General features: G+C 57.1%; 11 protein-coding genes. 5 read left to right on the top strand and 6 right to left on the bottom strand.

The genetic code is table 11. The features are described from left to right. Nucleotides 1-39 precede the first annotated feature (39 nt). Genes QRN85_RS02285 through QRN85_RS02270 form a run of 4 tightly spaced genes read left to right on the top strand, consistent with a single transcriptional unit; the run spans nt 40 to nt 4,333 of the window. Nucleotides 40-1,563 (top strand): sugar ABC transporter ATP-binding protein, encoded by a 1,524-nt coding sequence (locus QRN85_RS02285; RefSeq protein WP_062588123.1) that lies wholly within the window; start codon nt 40-42, stop codon nt 1,561-1,563. Further along, entirely contained in the window at nt 1,563-2,606 is a 1,044-nt protein-coding gene (locus QRN85_RS02280) for an ABC transporter permease (RefSeq protein WP_062588125.1), read from the top strand. Before QRN85_RS02285 ends, QRN85_RS02280 begins: the two co-directional genes overlap by 1 nt. Further along, nucleotides 2,603-3,583 (top strand): galactofuranose ABC transporter, permease protein YjfF, encoded by a 981-nt coding sequence (gene yjfF / locus QRN85_RS02275; RefSeq protein WP_113097956.1) that lies wholly within the window; start codon nt 2,603-2,605, stop codon nt 3,581-3,583. The genes QRN85_RS02280 and yjfF overlap by 4 nt, the downstream gene beginning before the upstream one ends. 18 nt (nt 3,584-3,601) lie before the next feature. After that, complete coding sequence (locus QRN85_RS02270) at nt 3,602-4,333, top strand: FadR/GntR family transcriptional regulator (RefSeq protein WP_062588127.1); 732 nt, start codon at nt 3,602-3,604, stop codon at nt 4,331-4,333. Between the two features lie 25 nt (nt 4,334-4,358). On the opposite strand, the gene QRN85_RS02265 is transcribed toward QRN85_RS02270, so the two are convergent. The 6 genes from QRN85_RS02265 to QRN85_RS02240 all read right to left on the bottom strand — a co-directional run bounded on the left by QRN85_RS02265 (nt 4,359) and on the right by QRN85_RS02240 (nt 13,293). Then, nucleotides 4,359-7,622, bottom strand: coding sequence for an error-prone DNA polymerase (locus QRN85_RS02265; RefSeq protein WP_284757096.1), 3,264 nt, complete (start codon nt 7,620-7,622; stop codon nt 4,359-4,361). Next, complete coding sequence (locus tag QRN85_RS02260; protein WP_284757095.1) at nt 7,619-9,136, bottom strand: Y-family DNA polymerase; 1,518 nt, start codon at nt 9,134-9,136, stop codon at nt 7,619-7,621. The genes QRN85_RS02265 and QRN85_RS02260 overlap by 4 nt, the downstream gene beginning before the upstream one ends. Beyond that, nucleotides 9,051-9,812, bottom strand: coding sequence for an ImuA family protein (locus tag QRN85_RS02255; protein ID WP_284757094.1), 762 nt, complete (start codon nt 9,810-9,812; stop codon nt 9,051-9,053). Before QRN85_RS02255 ends, QRN85_RS02260 begins: the two co-directional genes overlap by 86 nt. A 119-nt stretch (nt 9,813-9,931) precedes the next feature. Further along, nucleotides 9,932-11,203, bottom strand: a complete 1,272-nt coding sequence (locus tag QRN85_RS02250; protein ID WP_284757093.1) for an O-antigen ligase family protein — start codon at nt 11,201-11,203, stop codon at nt 9,932-9,934. A gap of 7 nt (nt 11,204-11,210) precedes the next feature. Further along, complete coding sequence (locus tag QRN85_RS02245; protein ID WP_284757092.1) at nt 11,211-12,485, bottom strand: polysaccharide biosynthesis/export family protein; 1,275 nt, start codon at nt 12,483-12,485, stop codon at nt 11,211-11,213. Nucleotides 12,486-12,612: 127 nt separating this feature from the next. Continuing rightward, nucleotides 12,613-13,293, bottom strand: a complete 681-nt coding sequence (locus tag QRN85_RS02240; protein ID WP_284757091.1) for a sugar transferase — start codon at nt 13,291-13,293, stop codon at nt 12,613-12,615. A 776-nt stretch (nt 13,294-14,069) separates the two neighbouring features. On the opposite strand from QRN85_RS02240, the gene QRN85_RS02235 reads away from it, so the two are divergent. Then, complete coding sequence (locus tag QRN85_RS02235; RefSeq protein ID WP_284757090.1) at nt 14,070-15,236, top strand: isovaleryl-CoA dehydrogenase; 1,167 nt, start codon at nt 14,070-14,072, stop codon at nt 15,234-15,236. Nucleotides 15,237-15,269: the final 33 nt, after the last annotated feature.

Here is a 15,269-nt window from a genome sequence, read left to right as displayed (position 1 = left end):
AAGCGTCGTTCCCACCAACATACCGTGCAGGAAACCAACATGTCCGAAACCAGCCCACTTCTGGAAGCGCGCGCCATTGGAAAATCCTTCCTTGGCATACCCGCTCTGGACAATGTCGACATATCCCTCAACCGTGGCGAAGTGCACGCGCTTCTCGGTGAAAACGGCGCGGGAAAATCGACCCTCATCAAGATACTGACCGGTGTGTACCACCGCGACCGGGGCACGATCCGCCTCGACGGCGCGGAAATCTCTCCGACAACGGTGGCAGAGGCACAGGATCTCGGCATCGGCACCGTCTATCAGGAGGTCAATCTTCTCGAGAACCTTACGGTTGCCGAAAACCTGTTTTTGGGCAGGCAACCACGCCGCTTCGGCCTGATCGATAGACGCGAAATGCGCGTCCGGTCTCAGGCGCTGCTTGCGCGTTATGGACTCAGCATCAATGTCGATGCTCTTCTCTCCAGCTATTCGGTTGCGATCCGTCAGATCATCGCGATTGCGCGTGCCGTCGATCTCTCCGGCAAGGTGCTCGTCCTCGATGAGCCGACGGCCAGCCTCGACAATCATGAAGTGGAAATGCTGTTTACCGTGTTGCGGCAGTTGCGCGCCGAAGGGCTTGGCATTGTCATCATCACGCACTTCCTCAATCAAGTGTACGATATCGCCGACCGCGTAACGGTTTTGCGCAACGGCAAGCTGGTCGGCACGCGCAAGATTTCCGAATTGCCCAGAGGTGAGCTCATATCGATGATGCTGGGCCGTGAGCTTCAAAGTGTCACCCATGATCGCCATGCCCCGGAAGCAACGGTCGTGGAGGGTGAAGCGCCCATACGCTTTCAGGGATACGGAAAGCGCGGCAGTGTCGAACCCTTCGATCTCGATGTGCGGCCCGGCGAAGTTGTTGGGATCGCCGGATTGCTCGGTTCCGGGCGCAGTGAGACCGCGTTCCTGCTTTTCGGCATAGACAGACCGGATGGCGGACAGGCCAGTATCGACGGCAAAACCGTGGCCATTACCTCGCCGGAAGCAGCGATCGAAAACGGCTTCGGCTTTTGCCCCGAGGAACGCAAGACGGATGGCATCATCGGCGATTTTTCGGTCGCTGATAACATCGCCCTTGCGCTGCAGGCCCGCCAGGGCTGGATGCGGCCCTTGTCCCACAAGCAGAAGGCTGCACTGGCGGACGGCTTCATCAAATCGCTCGATATCCGCCCGGCCGACCGTGAGAGGCCCATCAAGTTTCTGTCCGGCGGCAACCAGCAGAAGGCAATTCTGGCGCGTTGGCTGGCGACCGACCCAAGGCTCCTCATTCTGGACGAGCCGACACGCGGCATCGATATCGGTGCCCATGCGGAAATTCTGAAAATGATCGAGCGGCTCTGTTCGCAGGGCATGTCTCTGATCGTCATTTCCTCGGAGCTGGAAGAGCTGACGGCTGTCGCGCACCGCGTCATCGTGCTTTCGGACCGCAAGCATGTGGCGGAACTCAAGGGAGACGATGTGACGGCCGATAACATCATGCAGGCCATTGCCAGCGCAGCCAGAACGGAGGCAGCGTGATGAAGACCATCACTCACCGCCTGAAGAGGCTGGCGCCCCAGCTTGCCGCGCTGATCATCATTCTTGCCGCAATCGCGGCGATCTCGCCCGGTTTCCTGAATCTGTCGTTCCAGAACGGTAGGCTCTATGGCAGTATCATCGATATTCTGGTGCGTGCAGCACCGGTGGCACTGCTGACAATCGGCATGACGCTGGTGATTGCAACCAAGGGCATCGACCTTTCCATCGGTGCCGTCATCGCCATATGCGGCGCGGTTGCCGCGACCTTGATCAGCGGCGGGCACTCCATTCCAACGGTCATCGCCATATCGCTGGCGGTCGGCATTGCCTGCGGCATCTGGAACGGCATTCTGGTTGCCATACTCGACATTCAGCCCATTATCGCAACGCTGATCCTGATGGTGGCGGGGCGCGGCATCGCACAGCTGATCACCGAAGGCGTGATCCTGACATTCAACAATGACAGCTTTTCCGCGCTCGGCTCCGGCTCTTTGGCGGGCATACCGATGCCAATCGTCATCTGGGTTCTGACAGCACTTCTGATCGGCACACTGGTGCGAAAATCGGCACTCGGCTTTCTCATCGAAGCGACGGGTGTAAACCGCCGTGCCGCTGCCCTGGCTGGCGTGCGCGCCCGTTTCCTGCTGTTCTTCGTCTATGCCGTGTCAGGCCTTTGCGCGGCCGTTGCCGGCATGATCGTGACGGCCGACATACGCGGTGCGGACGCCAATAATGCCGGGCTGTGGCTGGAACTCGACGCCATTCTCGCTGTCGTCATTGGCGGGACATCGCTGAACGGCGGGCGTTTTTCCATTACCGCTTCGCTGATCGGCGCACTCATCATCCAGACCATCAACACCGGCATTCTGGTTTCCGGGTTTCCACCGGAGTTCAACCTCATCATCAAGGCGGGCATCATCATCGTCGTGCTGACACTTCAGTCGCCTGCAATCGGCACCGTCATCGGCTTTGCCAGATCGCGCAAGCCACACAACACCGCGCCCGCAACCAAGGCCGCCAACAACAAGGAAGCCGCGCGATGATACACACCCGCAATCTTCCGTTTCTGACAACGCTTGCCGTCTTTATCGTCGCCTATGCCCTGTGCGTCATGCAATATCCCGGCATGTTTTCAACGCGGGTTGTTGGCAATCTCCTGACAGACAACGCCTTTCTCGGCATAGCCTCTGTCGGCATGACCTTCGTCATTCTGTCCGGCGGTATCGATCTCTCGATTGGCTCCGTCATTGCCTTCGCCAGCGTTTTCGTGGCCGTGCTGGTGGGAACGTATAATGTGCATCCGCTGGTGGCCTTTGCCGCTGTGCTCGTCATTTCCACCCTCTTTGGCTGCCTGATGGGCGCAATGATCCGGTTCCTGTCTATACCGCCTTTCGTGGTGACGCTGGCCGGCATGTTTCTCGCCCGTGGCGCCGCCTACCTTATCTCGACGGAGTCAGTGCCGATCTCTCATCCGGTCATCGATGCGATACAGGGTTTCTATTTCCGTTTTCCAGGCGGTGGACGGCTAACGGCGCTGGCCATTGTGATGCTGATCGTGTTTGCGGTCGGAATATTCCTGGCAAGCCGCACACGATTTGGCGCCAATATCTATGCCCTTGGCGGAAACCAGCAATCGGCGGAATTGATGGGCGTTCCCATTGGAAAGACGATCATCGGCATTTATGCCCTGTCCGGCTTTCTCTCAGGCCTCGCTGGTATCGTCTACACACTCTACACCTCGTCCGGCTATTCGCTGGCAACCGTCGGCATGGAGCTTGACGCAATCGCCGCCGTCGTAATCGGCGGAACGCTTCTGACGGGTGGCACCGGCCTTGTGGCTGGCACCTTCATCGGCCTGCTGATCCAGGGCCTGATCCAGACCTATATCGTTTTTGAAGGAACGCTTTCATCCTGGTGGACGAAAATCGTCATCGGCGTACTATTGTTCATATTCATCGTGTTGCAACGCACAATCATCTGGTATTCAAACAGAAGGCTTGCCGGGGGACATCCGGCGTAAACCGAGCGGAGGCATTTGTTGGGGCTGCTGGAAACGACGATCACGGGACGTAAGCGACGCAGCAGCCACGCGCATGTCGTCGCGGAGCTTGGCAGCGCCATCGTTTCGGGCCGCATCCCTGAGGGGTCGCTTCTGCCCAATGATGCGGAGCTTTCGCTGCGCTTTGGCGTCTCACGCACCGTTCTGCGCGAAACCATGAAGACGCTGGCGGCCAAGCGGCTGGTTGAAGCCAAGGCCAAGGTCGGCACCCGCGTCCTTGAGAAATCCAGCTGGAATTTCTTCGATCCCGACGTTCTGGGCTGGCGGTGCGATGCGGGGCTGGACCCGGAATTCATCACGCATCTGGCTGACATCAGGCTGGCACTGGAGCCGGCGGCAGCCGCGGCCGCTGCGCGCCATGCTTCGAGCGAGGATATCGTCTCGCTTTATGCGATTGCTGCGCGGTTTGACAATGTGAACCATACGCCGGAAAGCATCGCCAAGGTCGATCTGGAGTTTCACCTGGCCGTGGCGCGCATTTCCGGCAATCCGTTCATGCGCTCGGCCAGTGGCCTGATCGAAGCGGCCCTTGCCATCTCGTTCCAGCTGTCGTCACCCGCATCCTCGCCGGAGACGATTTCGGAGATTGCGTCCAACCATCTGCGTATCGTCCACGCCATCGCTGCCCGTGATGAAGCAGCTGCCATCAAGGCCATGCGGCAGGTCATTCTGGTGGGCAAGGACCGGATCAAGAACGCGATCTTGGGTTAGTCTAACGCGATTGCGCCAATGAGCCTCAATGAAAATTGCGGCCCTTGACCGTGATATGCGCCTCTGTATCCGCAGGAATTTCAGACCGTCTTGGCAGGCCACGCCGGTCTGGAGACGGGCTTCCACGATGGAACTCATCGCCGCGCCCGTGAGGCAGCGGAAACGGCCCTTCCCTTTCGCCCACGCTTCTCAGCGCCTCCGAAAGATCCGTCACGCGACGCGCCACCAGATGCACGACTTCTCCTTCACGCTGGATCTTTCCATAAATTCCGACCATTCCCGCAGACAGGATGACAGGACGGTATTTTTCGAAGGTCTTGACCCAGACCACGGCATTGGCAATGCCCGTCTCGTCTTCCAGCGTCATGAAGATGACACCCTTTGCCGAGCCCGGCCTTTGACGCACCAGAACAAGACCCGCCACTTCCAGCCATGTTCCATCGCGCGCGTTGGCCGCTTGCTCGCAGGTGGCGATGCGCCGCCGCGAAAGATCCTCCCGCAGAAAAGACAGTGGATGCTGGCGCAGGCTAAGCCCCATATGGCCGTAATCCTGCACCACCTCTCCCCCAGCCGTCATGGGGCGCAACGCAACGTCAGGCTCGTTCAGTTCCGCAATGACGCTGTTGCGACTGGCGGCAGCGGCGGCAAACAGGGGCAGTGGCTCGTCCCGCAACGCCTTGATGGCCCAGAGCGCCTGACGGCGAGACAGCCCAAGGAATGGCAGGAACGCATCCGCTTCCGCAAGGCAGACCAAGGCGCTGGCGGGAATGCCCGCCCTGCGCCATAGATCGTCAATGGAAACGAAAGGTCGGTCCTCCCGGCACGCAACGATGGCGGCAGCGTGAGCGTTGGACAGGCCCTTGACCAGCCGCATACCCAGCCGCACGGCATTGCGGTTGTGACCCATCTCTTCCTCAAGCCTGCAATCCCACCGGCTGTGGTTGATGCAGACAGGGCGCACGACGACACCGTGGTCGCGTGCATCGCGCACAAGCTGCGCAGGTGCATAGAAACCCATGGGCTGGGAATTCAGGAGAGCGACGCAAAAGATATCCGGGTGATGGCATTTCACCCAGGCGGATGCGTAAGCGATCAGCGCAAACGACGCTGCGTGGCTTTCGGGAAAGCCGTAGCTGCCGAAACCTTTGATCTGCTCGAAAAGTCGTTTTGCAAACTCTTCAGGAAAGCCGTTTTCGATGAGCCCGCTGACCAGTTGCTTTTCGAAATTGGCAATCGTCCCGACATTCTTGAATGTCGCCATCGCTCTTCTGAGCTGATCCGCGTCATTGGGTGTAAACCCCGCGCAATCGATGGCAAGCCGCATGGCATGTTCCTGAAACAGCGGAACACCGAGTGTCTTCCACAGGACTTTTTCAAGTTTTGGATGCTCATAGATGATTTGCTTGCCTTGTGCTCTTTCCTGTCTGCGCTTGAGATAGGGATGCACCATGTTACCCTGAATGGGACCGGGCCGAACGATCGCCACCTGGATAACGAGGTCGTAGAGTTCCCGAGGCCTGAGCCGCGGCAGCATGGACATTTGCGCCCGGCTTTCGATCTGGAACGTGCCGATCGTATCGGCCTTGCAGATCATGTCGTAGGTTTTCTGATCGTTCTGCGGCACCGTGACAAGCTCGTATCGCTTGCCCTCCCGCTCCTCCAGCATATCGAAGGCACGGCGCATACAGGACAACATGCCGAGAGCCAGACAATCCATCTTCATGAAATCGACGACATCGATATCGTCCTTATCCCATTCGATGATGCGGCGATTATCCATGGCGGCTGGCAGGATGGGAACGAGCTCATCCAGCCTGTCATGGGTCAGCACGAAGCCGCCCGGATGCTGGCTGTGGTGGCGAGGCGTGCCGATGAGTTGGCGGGCAAGGTCGAAGGCCAGCTTCACCCGGCGGTCATCGAGATTGATGTTGAGGTCCTTGGCTTCCTTCTCACCCGCATCCTCGGTCCACCACCAGATTTGCGAGGACATGAGCTTGGTCAGGTCTTCCGGCAGGCCCAACACCTTGCCGACATCACGAATGGCACCCTTGCCGCGGTAGCGGCTGATGACGGAGCACAGCGCTGCCTTGTCGTGGCCGTAATGATTGTAGATCCATTGAATGATCTCTTCGCGTCTCTGATGCTCGAAATCGACGTCGATATCCGGTGGCTCATTGCGGTCTTCCGAGACGAAACGTTCAAACAGAAGATCGCTTTCCTTCGGATCGATGGCAGTGATGCCAAGAACATAGCACACGGCGGAATTGGCGGCAGAACCACGCCCCTGGCACAGAATATTCATCTTGCGTGCCTGACGGACGATTGCATTGACCGTCAGAAAATAGGGAGCGTATTTCTTTCGTGCGATGATCGCCAATTCATGTCTGAGGCTCTTTTCCACCTTTTCAGGCACGCCATCGGGATAGCGCCCCGGCACCTCATCCCAGACATATTTCTCAAGCGCTTCCTGTGCGCCCATTCCCGGCAGGATATTTTCTTCCGGATATTGATATTTCAGTTCTTTCAGCGAAAAATTGCAGCGTCGTACAATCTCCAGCGTCCGTCTCAAGGCATCCGGATAGGCCGAAAACAGCCGATGCATTTCCTGCGGAGGCTTCAGATAACGGTCTGCGTGGCGCTCCCGCCGGAAACCGGCATCGTCAATGGTGCAGTTATGGCGGATGCAGGTCACCACATCCTGCAACATGCGGCGTTCCGGCTCATGAAACAACACGTCATTGGTCACAACGGTCGCAACGCCTACATGCTGCGCCATAAGGGAAAGCTCGTGGAGCCGCATGTGGTCATTGGGGCGACGGCGCAGGCTCATTGCCACATAGGCCCGATCCCCGAAATCCGCCTTCAGGCGTCGCAACCGCCCGGACAGCCCTTCATCCGCAAGATCAGGCAGCAGAATAACGAGTAGCCCCTCCCCGTAGGTGACGAGATCGCGCCATTTCAGATCGCACTTTCCCTTTGCTGCCTCTTTCTTCCCATGGGTCAGCAAGCGGCATAGCCGACCATAGGCCGCCCGATCGGTTGGATAGACCAAGACCGAGATATCGTCTTCCAGGTCAAGCCTGCAGCCGATGACCAGCCGGACGCCGAATTTTTCCGAAGCTTCAAAGGCCCGGGGAATGCCGGTAAGCGTATTGCGATCCACCACGCCCAGCGCTTCAATGCCAAGAGCCTTGGCCTGGGCGAACAGATCCTCGCAGGAACTGACGCCACGCAGAAAAGAAAAATGCGTGGTGACCTGAAGCTCGGCATAACGAAGATCGTTGTTCATCCGAACAGCCCATGCATGAACCAGCCTTGCGAGCCGGTATTGGCGTGCTCACCATCGCCGGAGCGGAAGATCCAGAACCTTTCGCCGACCTCATCTTCCACCGTGAAATAATCGCGAACCGCAGCCTGTTCGCGGTCCCGCTTCCACCATTCACCAAAGACGCGCTCCGGCCCATCGGCCCGTTTCACAACACGCCGGACACCGCGCCATGTAAAGCTCCTGGGCGGGTGATCCGGCAGGAGCGCCATGGTTTGAATTGGCTCAGGCCTGGCAAGAAGCCGTACCGGTCGCGGCCAGTGATCCGGCCAGCCAAGACAATCATCGGTAGCCTGAACGGAAACTTTCTGAACGGAACGCTCCGGCACGTCGCTCGCCACGGCGGCGTAACGATAGACCCGGTGGCCGCGATTGATGATGACATCGACCGTTTCTCCGATATCGGCCCTTGCGTCATCCAGCAGCGTGGAGCGGGTCTGCCCCACCACAAGCGCTTCCGCATGGGTTGCCGTCAGAACCATTTTCTCGATGCCGAAGCCGGGATTGATGGTATCGATCCGGTCCGCCAACAGGCGCGTCAACTGTTTGACATCACGAACCGGCCTGGACGTTCCGGCGCGAATGGCTTGCAAGCCGCTATCGACACGATGCAGCAAAAGATCCACACGGCGCGCACCCAGCCCACGCTTTTCCAGATCCTGACAGAGCTGGCGGACCAGTTTTTCGGTATAGCGGGCAATGGTTTCGGCAGCAGAAATGGGCTCTGCAAAGAAGCGGAATGCTTCGACAAGTTCCGGCACGCGCACAGGCTCTATCGGTTCCGACAGAAAACCGTGGGCCTGATCCAGCCTGCGCCCCACTTCCGGTCCGAACCGCAGGGTCAGCGGCGCGCGCGCGGTCGTCATCAGTTCCGTGACCGTGCGAAAACCAAGCACTTTCAAATCTCTTATTATCCTGTCTTCAAGGCGAAGTGCAGCCAAAGGAAGATGTGCGATTGCTTGACCGGCACCATGTTCCGGCACGATGGTGATCTGATCCCGCCCGAAGCGGGCAAGGGCATGGGCGGCACCCCAACTGTCGGCAATGGCTGCACGCGCGGCAAAGCCGATGCCGTGCAGACGGTTTATCATGCCTGTCAGCATGAGGTGTTCATTGCCATGCAGATGGTCTGCACCCGTCGTATCCAGCACAAGGCCGGCAGGTGGATCAGGCGAAACGATGGGCGCGTAAATTCGCAGGAACCACAGGGCAAGATCACGCAGTGCTCTTGCATCTTCGGCTGCCTTCAGTTCCTCCACGATCAGGCCGGAAACGATAGCCTGCGCCTTGCTGGCCGGCATGCCGAGACGCAGGCCCGCAGCAGAGGCCGCCGCATCCTGCGCCATCACGACACGGCGGTTGCCCTGGCGGCCAATCATGACGACGGGCTGGTCAACCGGTGGCGCCTGCTTGCCAAGCGCCCTGCGGTATCGATCCGTCGACCATGTCGGCAGGTAAAGCGAGACGACCCTTTGCATCACAGGCTTCCACTTCAAAATCGGCACATTCACCGCCACGACAGCGCACAAGCTCCAGAAACCAGCGCGCCCTCCCAACCCCCCGCACGGGCAGCGGTGTGGATGGGCGAACAGAAACACGCCAGCGCGTAACCGCGGCCGTTGGTTGTCCGAACTCGGCTGCACCGGAGGGATGCCGCCAGCGGCGGATCGCAAGGCCGACGACGCCGGAGCTTTCTGCGGCCAGTTGCAGACGCCGCGACATGTTCATCGGCAGTTTCGACATCTCGCCAATGACCGCACCGAAGCCGTTGCAACGCAGCCCCTCTTCAAAACAATCCAGCACGCCTTTCTCATCGCGGCATTCCACCATGATCAGCCGGTTTTGCGACAGCCCGGCCTGAGCCAGCGCCGGCATGAACAGATCAGGCCTTGTCACACACCACAGGATCTTGCCTTTGACACGTGCCGCGATGCCGGCTGAAAACAGGGCTGAAGCAGCACCGTCTACCGCACCGTTTCCACCACCGCTCACCTCATGCAGGCTACCGAGCTTGAGGCCCCCACCCGGCAAATGATTATCGATCGGGGGAATGCCAAAGGGCAGGATTTCATGATGGCGGGCCGGACCGTGCGTGATCCGCTCCAGCCTTTCCCGCAATTCCTCGACAACAAGCTGTTCGGCGCGTTTATGCATGACACAAGACTTTTCAAGACATTCACGCTAAAAGATATAACTGTTCACTTTTTGTTCCAATTTCAGCAAAGAGTCAACAAGAGTCATGGAAGAGTCTGTGGAGGAACTTAAATGAGGAATTACGGACCGGCCACGGGCCGCATCTCGACCTGCGATAATAGCCCTGCCCTTGCCGGTGCCCGCCGCGGCAGGGTCAGCTTGCCTGCTGCGTAGTACAAGAGGAATGTACCGACCTGATAGGGATATGTGACATCGATCTCAACGAAAGACCGCACCACAAACAGTGCACAGAGAGCAAAGAGGACCAATCCTTGAGGATCGTTCTTCTTGACGAGAATGGATCGCAGATGCCCTAGGAGGGTCCCATAAAGCAGGATCAACAGCAATATCAGTCCAACAAAGCCGTTCTCCACCACCGTTTCGATATAGGTATTGTGGAAGTGGAATCCGCTGCGGGTGGTGATGAAGAAATCATCCCACAGGCGTTCGGCATCAAAAAAGCCGACGACCCAGAAGCCTTGATATCCTACGCCGAGAATGGGTGCGTCTTTGGCCGCTTCGATGCCCTGCTGCCAAAGATAGGTACGCCCTGTCAGGGTGGAATCCTTGCCAAATATGCCAAGCACAGCATCGAGCAGACCAAATTGCAGCGACGCCACAACGAGAAGAGCCCCCACACCGACGAGCGCCAGAAATATCATCTTGCGATTGGCAGGAGACAACATGCCCATGGGCATGAAGCCTATGATGAGGGCAACCACTGCGACTGTGGTGATAACCGACGTCGCCGATTGCGATGCCAGCAGGCAATAGGCCGAGATGAGACCAGCGACGCCCGCAACGCCCAGCCAGAGAATGTCACGCTGACGCAGCACCAGCACGGACGACACTGCAAAGATCACGCCCAGTGACGCAAAGAAGCCAAGCTGGTTTTTGGAGGAGAAGGCGCCGACAAAGCTGACGGTCCCGTCCAAAGCATCGAAGAGATAGAGTCCGAAAAGCAGGGAATAGAGAAGCACCAGGACGATGCCAATCAGCGCGCCGCGTGTGAGCGTCGTAATCGAGATCACTCTCATGGCGATCAGGGCGCAAACAATATGCGTTAGGTACTGAATGGACGCGCGCATCGTAACGGACATGGCATCCGACCAGAAACTGGACAGAACGGCCAGAATGCCGAAAGCGAAAATCCAGAGATATCTGGTGTAGTTGCCAAGTACCCGACGGTAATCCACCACGACGAGCGGAAACCACATGGCGTAATAGGCAAGAATGGAAACCTGACCGAATTTGGACGAATAGGCAAAGACGAAGAACGACAGCGCGACTGCCGCCGTTCCGTAAAGGCCGTTTTTATTCGGATCGATCAAGGCCGATTTGGCAATCCGCATCTTGGCCTCACTGCATCAGAACATCTGATGACACCTTGATTACGTCGCCAGGCTGGATCGGCGTGTTTTCATCAGCCTTGATTTCCTTCGCCTTGCCATCCTCTTCACGCACGATGACGTAGTTGATGCTGGCAGATTTGCCCGAAGGATCGAAGCGTAGCGCCTCGGCAGATTGCGCCAGAGCTTCAGACATCAGTTCCCGGCTGGTGCCAAGCTGCAGGTTCAGCTTCTGCAGTTCGGCCTCGGTATCCTGCAATTCCTTGGAACGCTGGGCGTCCCAATCGTTGCGCAGGTTGATTTCGTCCTGGGTCGCCTTGTTGATATCCTGCTTGGCGCGCAGCGCCGACGTATCGATATCGAGAAGGGTGGATTCCACTTCTGCGGCACGTTCCTCGGCTGAGATCCGACGTTGTGCAAGCGCGAGACCCTGTTCATTCAGCCGGTTGACCTTTTCACGGTCCTCATTGGCCAGCTGCAACTGTCTGTTTTGAGTTTCGGCCTTTTTCTGAAGGGATTCGACTTCTGTTTCCAAAAGCTGCCGGAGATCCGTCAAGGCTTTCAACTGAAGCGTATAGCGCTCCGTCCGCGATTTCATGAGAGCAGTTTCGCTCTCAAGAAGCGCATCAATGTTGAGAATCTTTTCCAGTTCAGGTGTCTTGGTGATTTCCTTGTCACCCCTGACCTCGGCGCGCAGACGGGCTTGGCGTGCAAGAAGACGGCCGCGCTGGTCATCGTAAACAACAGCGTCGCCACGGGCGTTGATGAAATCGCGAGCAAAACGCTGCCCAGCCTCGGAACGGCGCAGGCCACCAGAAAGGCTGACTGCCTTCAATACCGTGAGATTAGGCGCATAGGGGTATTCACCCGGCGTCTGCACATCGCCGGTCAGGAAGACGGGTCGGAATTGCGAGACCTCGACGGAAGCTGAGGGAAGATTGCGAAGGGCAAACTTGCTCTGAAGCTGTGCCCCGATTTCAGAGCCGACTTCACCTGCCGTTTTGCCAGCAACATCAAGCTCGCCGATAAAAGGTAGCGAAAGGGACCCGGAAGCGCCGACAGAATAATCGCCGTTGATGGCTTCCCAGTTGCGGATGGTACCATCTGCAGGCTGCCATTCTGCAACACGGATACGCAGCTTGTCTGCGGTGCCCAGCCTGTATTGCTTGTCCTGCTGAGCAAAGGCAGTCAAGGGTGAGGTTGCGACCAGCGTGGCCGCGATAACAAGCGCAGGAATTTTGCGCAGGGCAAGATTCAATGAAAAACCGGTGGCAACGCCAACCATATTGAACTCCATAATTACAGCTGTCGTTACAGCCGGTTTACGACCAGCTTTTAAGGCTGGTCGCAAATGCCACCCAATGGCGGCCGCAATAACTTAATGCCACAAAACGCCGAACTATGAATTTGGTTCAATAGCTGCCGCGTGACATGCACACAGCCGGAATGGTTTTAACGATGATGGACACGTCCTGCATCATGGACCAGTTGCGCACATATTGCGTATCGAAGTCCACGCGTTCCTTGTAGGACACGTCGTTACGACCACTGATCTGCCACAGGCCGGTCAGGCCCGGTCGGGTGCTGAGGTAATAAGAAGCTGCACTTTCGTAATAGTTCAGCTCTTCATCAACGACAGGACGAGGACCCACGACACTCATCTCACCACGAATGATGTTGATGAGCTGTGGCAGCTCGTCCAGGCTCAGCTTGCGCAGGACAGATCCGATCGATGTTACCCGAGGATCGTTCTTGAGTTTGCGTGTCGTCTTCCACTCTTCCGCTGCTTCTGGATTGGCAGCAAGATAGTGTCGCAGGACGTCATCGCCGTTCATCACCATGGTGCGGAACTTGAGGCAATGGAACATACGTCCGTTATGCCCGACGCGGCGATGACCATAAAAGGCCGGACCGCGGTCGGTGAATTTAACCAAAGCCATGATCATCAAAAAGATCGGGCTAAGTACGAGGAGTGCTAGCAGTGCTGACGAAACGTCAAAGCTGCGTTTAGCGATTCCTCCGATCGGAAAGCTCACATCGAATTCATCTGAGCTACTAAGCGGCGAAACAGCCGATCGAGTCGCGGACTTCATAGAGAGGACTCCATTTATGTTTTGCGATGGTCGGTACCCGTTGGGCGCGTCATTTCGAGTATCATCAGATAGCAATGCTGTGACGACAATTTGGTGCTTTTGAATTTTTTGTGAGGCGTGCCGCCTTAGTTCTTTTGGGTGAGGCAACCAGAAATAATCACAAAAGAAGTGAATTCAGTATAAAAACCGATCTACTGAAGAACAACACCGTGGTGCCAGCGAAACCCTCACACCTTGTTTAGGTTTTGGCATGTATTCGATGCTCAATTAAAACTCATTTAATCTTATAGCATTCTATAGAGCCATGCATATTTGCAGTGCGAAGGCGACATAAGGGACGCATTTTAAGCATATTGGACCATTGTGCACCGCAATAAAATTGCGGCGACGCACACTCAAAATGACAAGGAATGTCTGTATTTTTATGAAGAAAAATTAATCTCGTCTGTAAATTAGGTTGATTGAGGGGAGAAAATGGACGCAATCGTGACGCAAATAAGGCGAAATAGTGGCAAAACGCTTTTGCATAGCTCTCAATTATGTTCAACGAATTCTGATAGGCGAATATAATCGATTCAAACAGTGACGTTTGCGTGATTCCGCGTAAGCTCAGACGTTAGATATATCCCGGCGGTGGCGACAAATGGGCAACTCGAGCTCATACTCACTTCGGATAGCATAAGCAGGCGGACCGCAGGAGCGCTGCCGCCAACGACTGGCCGATCGATCACTGAGGAGAGTGATCGGTAGGCTCGATAAACTGGGAGGAACCATGCATGTTCGTCAACGCGATGAGCTTCGACCTGGGTGAAGACATCGGCGCACTGCGCGATGTGGTGCACCGCTTCGCGCAGGACCGCGTCAAGCCACTTGCGGCTGGCATAGACAAGGCAAATCTCTTCCCGCACGAGCTTTGGGAAGAGATGGGCGAGCTCGGGCTTTTGGGCATAACGGTGCCGGAGGCCTATGGCGGAGCTGACATGGGATATCTGGCCCACACGGTCGCTGTCGAAGAGATTGCCCGCGCCTCGGCATCAGTAAGCCTGAGTTATGGCGCGCACTCAAATCTTTGCGTCAACCAGATCAAACTCAACGGTAACGACGACCAGAGGCAACGATATCTTCCCAAGCTGGTTTCCGGTGCTCATGTGGGTGCTTTGGCAATGTCGGAAGCGGGTTCGGGCTCCGACGTGGTTTCAATGGCTTTGCGCGCGGAGAAACACGGGGATCATTTCCGGCTGAATGGGACGAAATACTGGATTACCAACGGGCCGGATGCCGACACGCTGGTGGTCTACGCAAAAACCGACCCCGGCGCAGGCAGCCGCGGCATCACCGCCTTCATCGTTGAAAAGACCATGAAGGGTTTTTCGACCAGTCCGCATTTCGACAAGCTTGGAATGCGCGGGTCGAATACCGCCGAGCTGGTTTTCGACAATGTCGAGGTCCCCATCGAGAATGTCCTTGGCCAAGAGGGCAAGGGCGTTCGCGTCCTGATGTCAGGGCTGGATTACGAGCGCGTCGTTCTTTCCGGCATCGGCACCGGGATCATGGCGGCCTGTCTGGACGAAATCATGCCCTATCTTAAAAGCAGGAAACAGTTTGGGCAGAGCATCGGCAGTTTCCAGCTCATGCAGGGCAAAATCGCGGACATGTATACCGCGCTCAATACCGCGCGTGCCTATATGTATGAAGTCGCCCGCGCCTGCGACGCAGGCAGGGTAACCAGACAGGATGCTGCAGCCTGCGTACTCTACGCATCGGAACAGGCGATGGTCGTCGCGCATCAGGCCGTGCAGGCGATGGGTGGAACGGGGTTTATGAATGAAACGCCTGTCAGCCGAATGTTCCGCGACGCCAAGCTGATGGAGATCGGCGCGGGCACATCGGAAATTCGCAGAATGCTGATCGGGCGCGAACTCATGGAACAACAGGCACCATGATGGCCCCCACCAACGCATGAAAAAGGCCGCCAA

The sequence above is a fragment of the Agrobacterium sp. fls2-241-TYG-188a genome (assembly GCF_030209845.1).
Note: the sequence above shows the minus strand (reverse complement) of the source record. Positions and strands in the feature narration are given on the sequence as shown.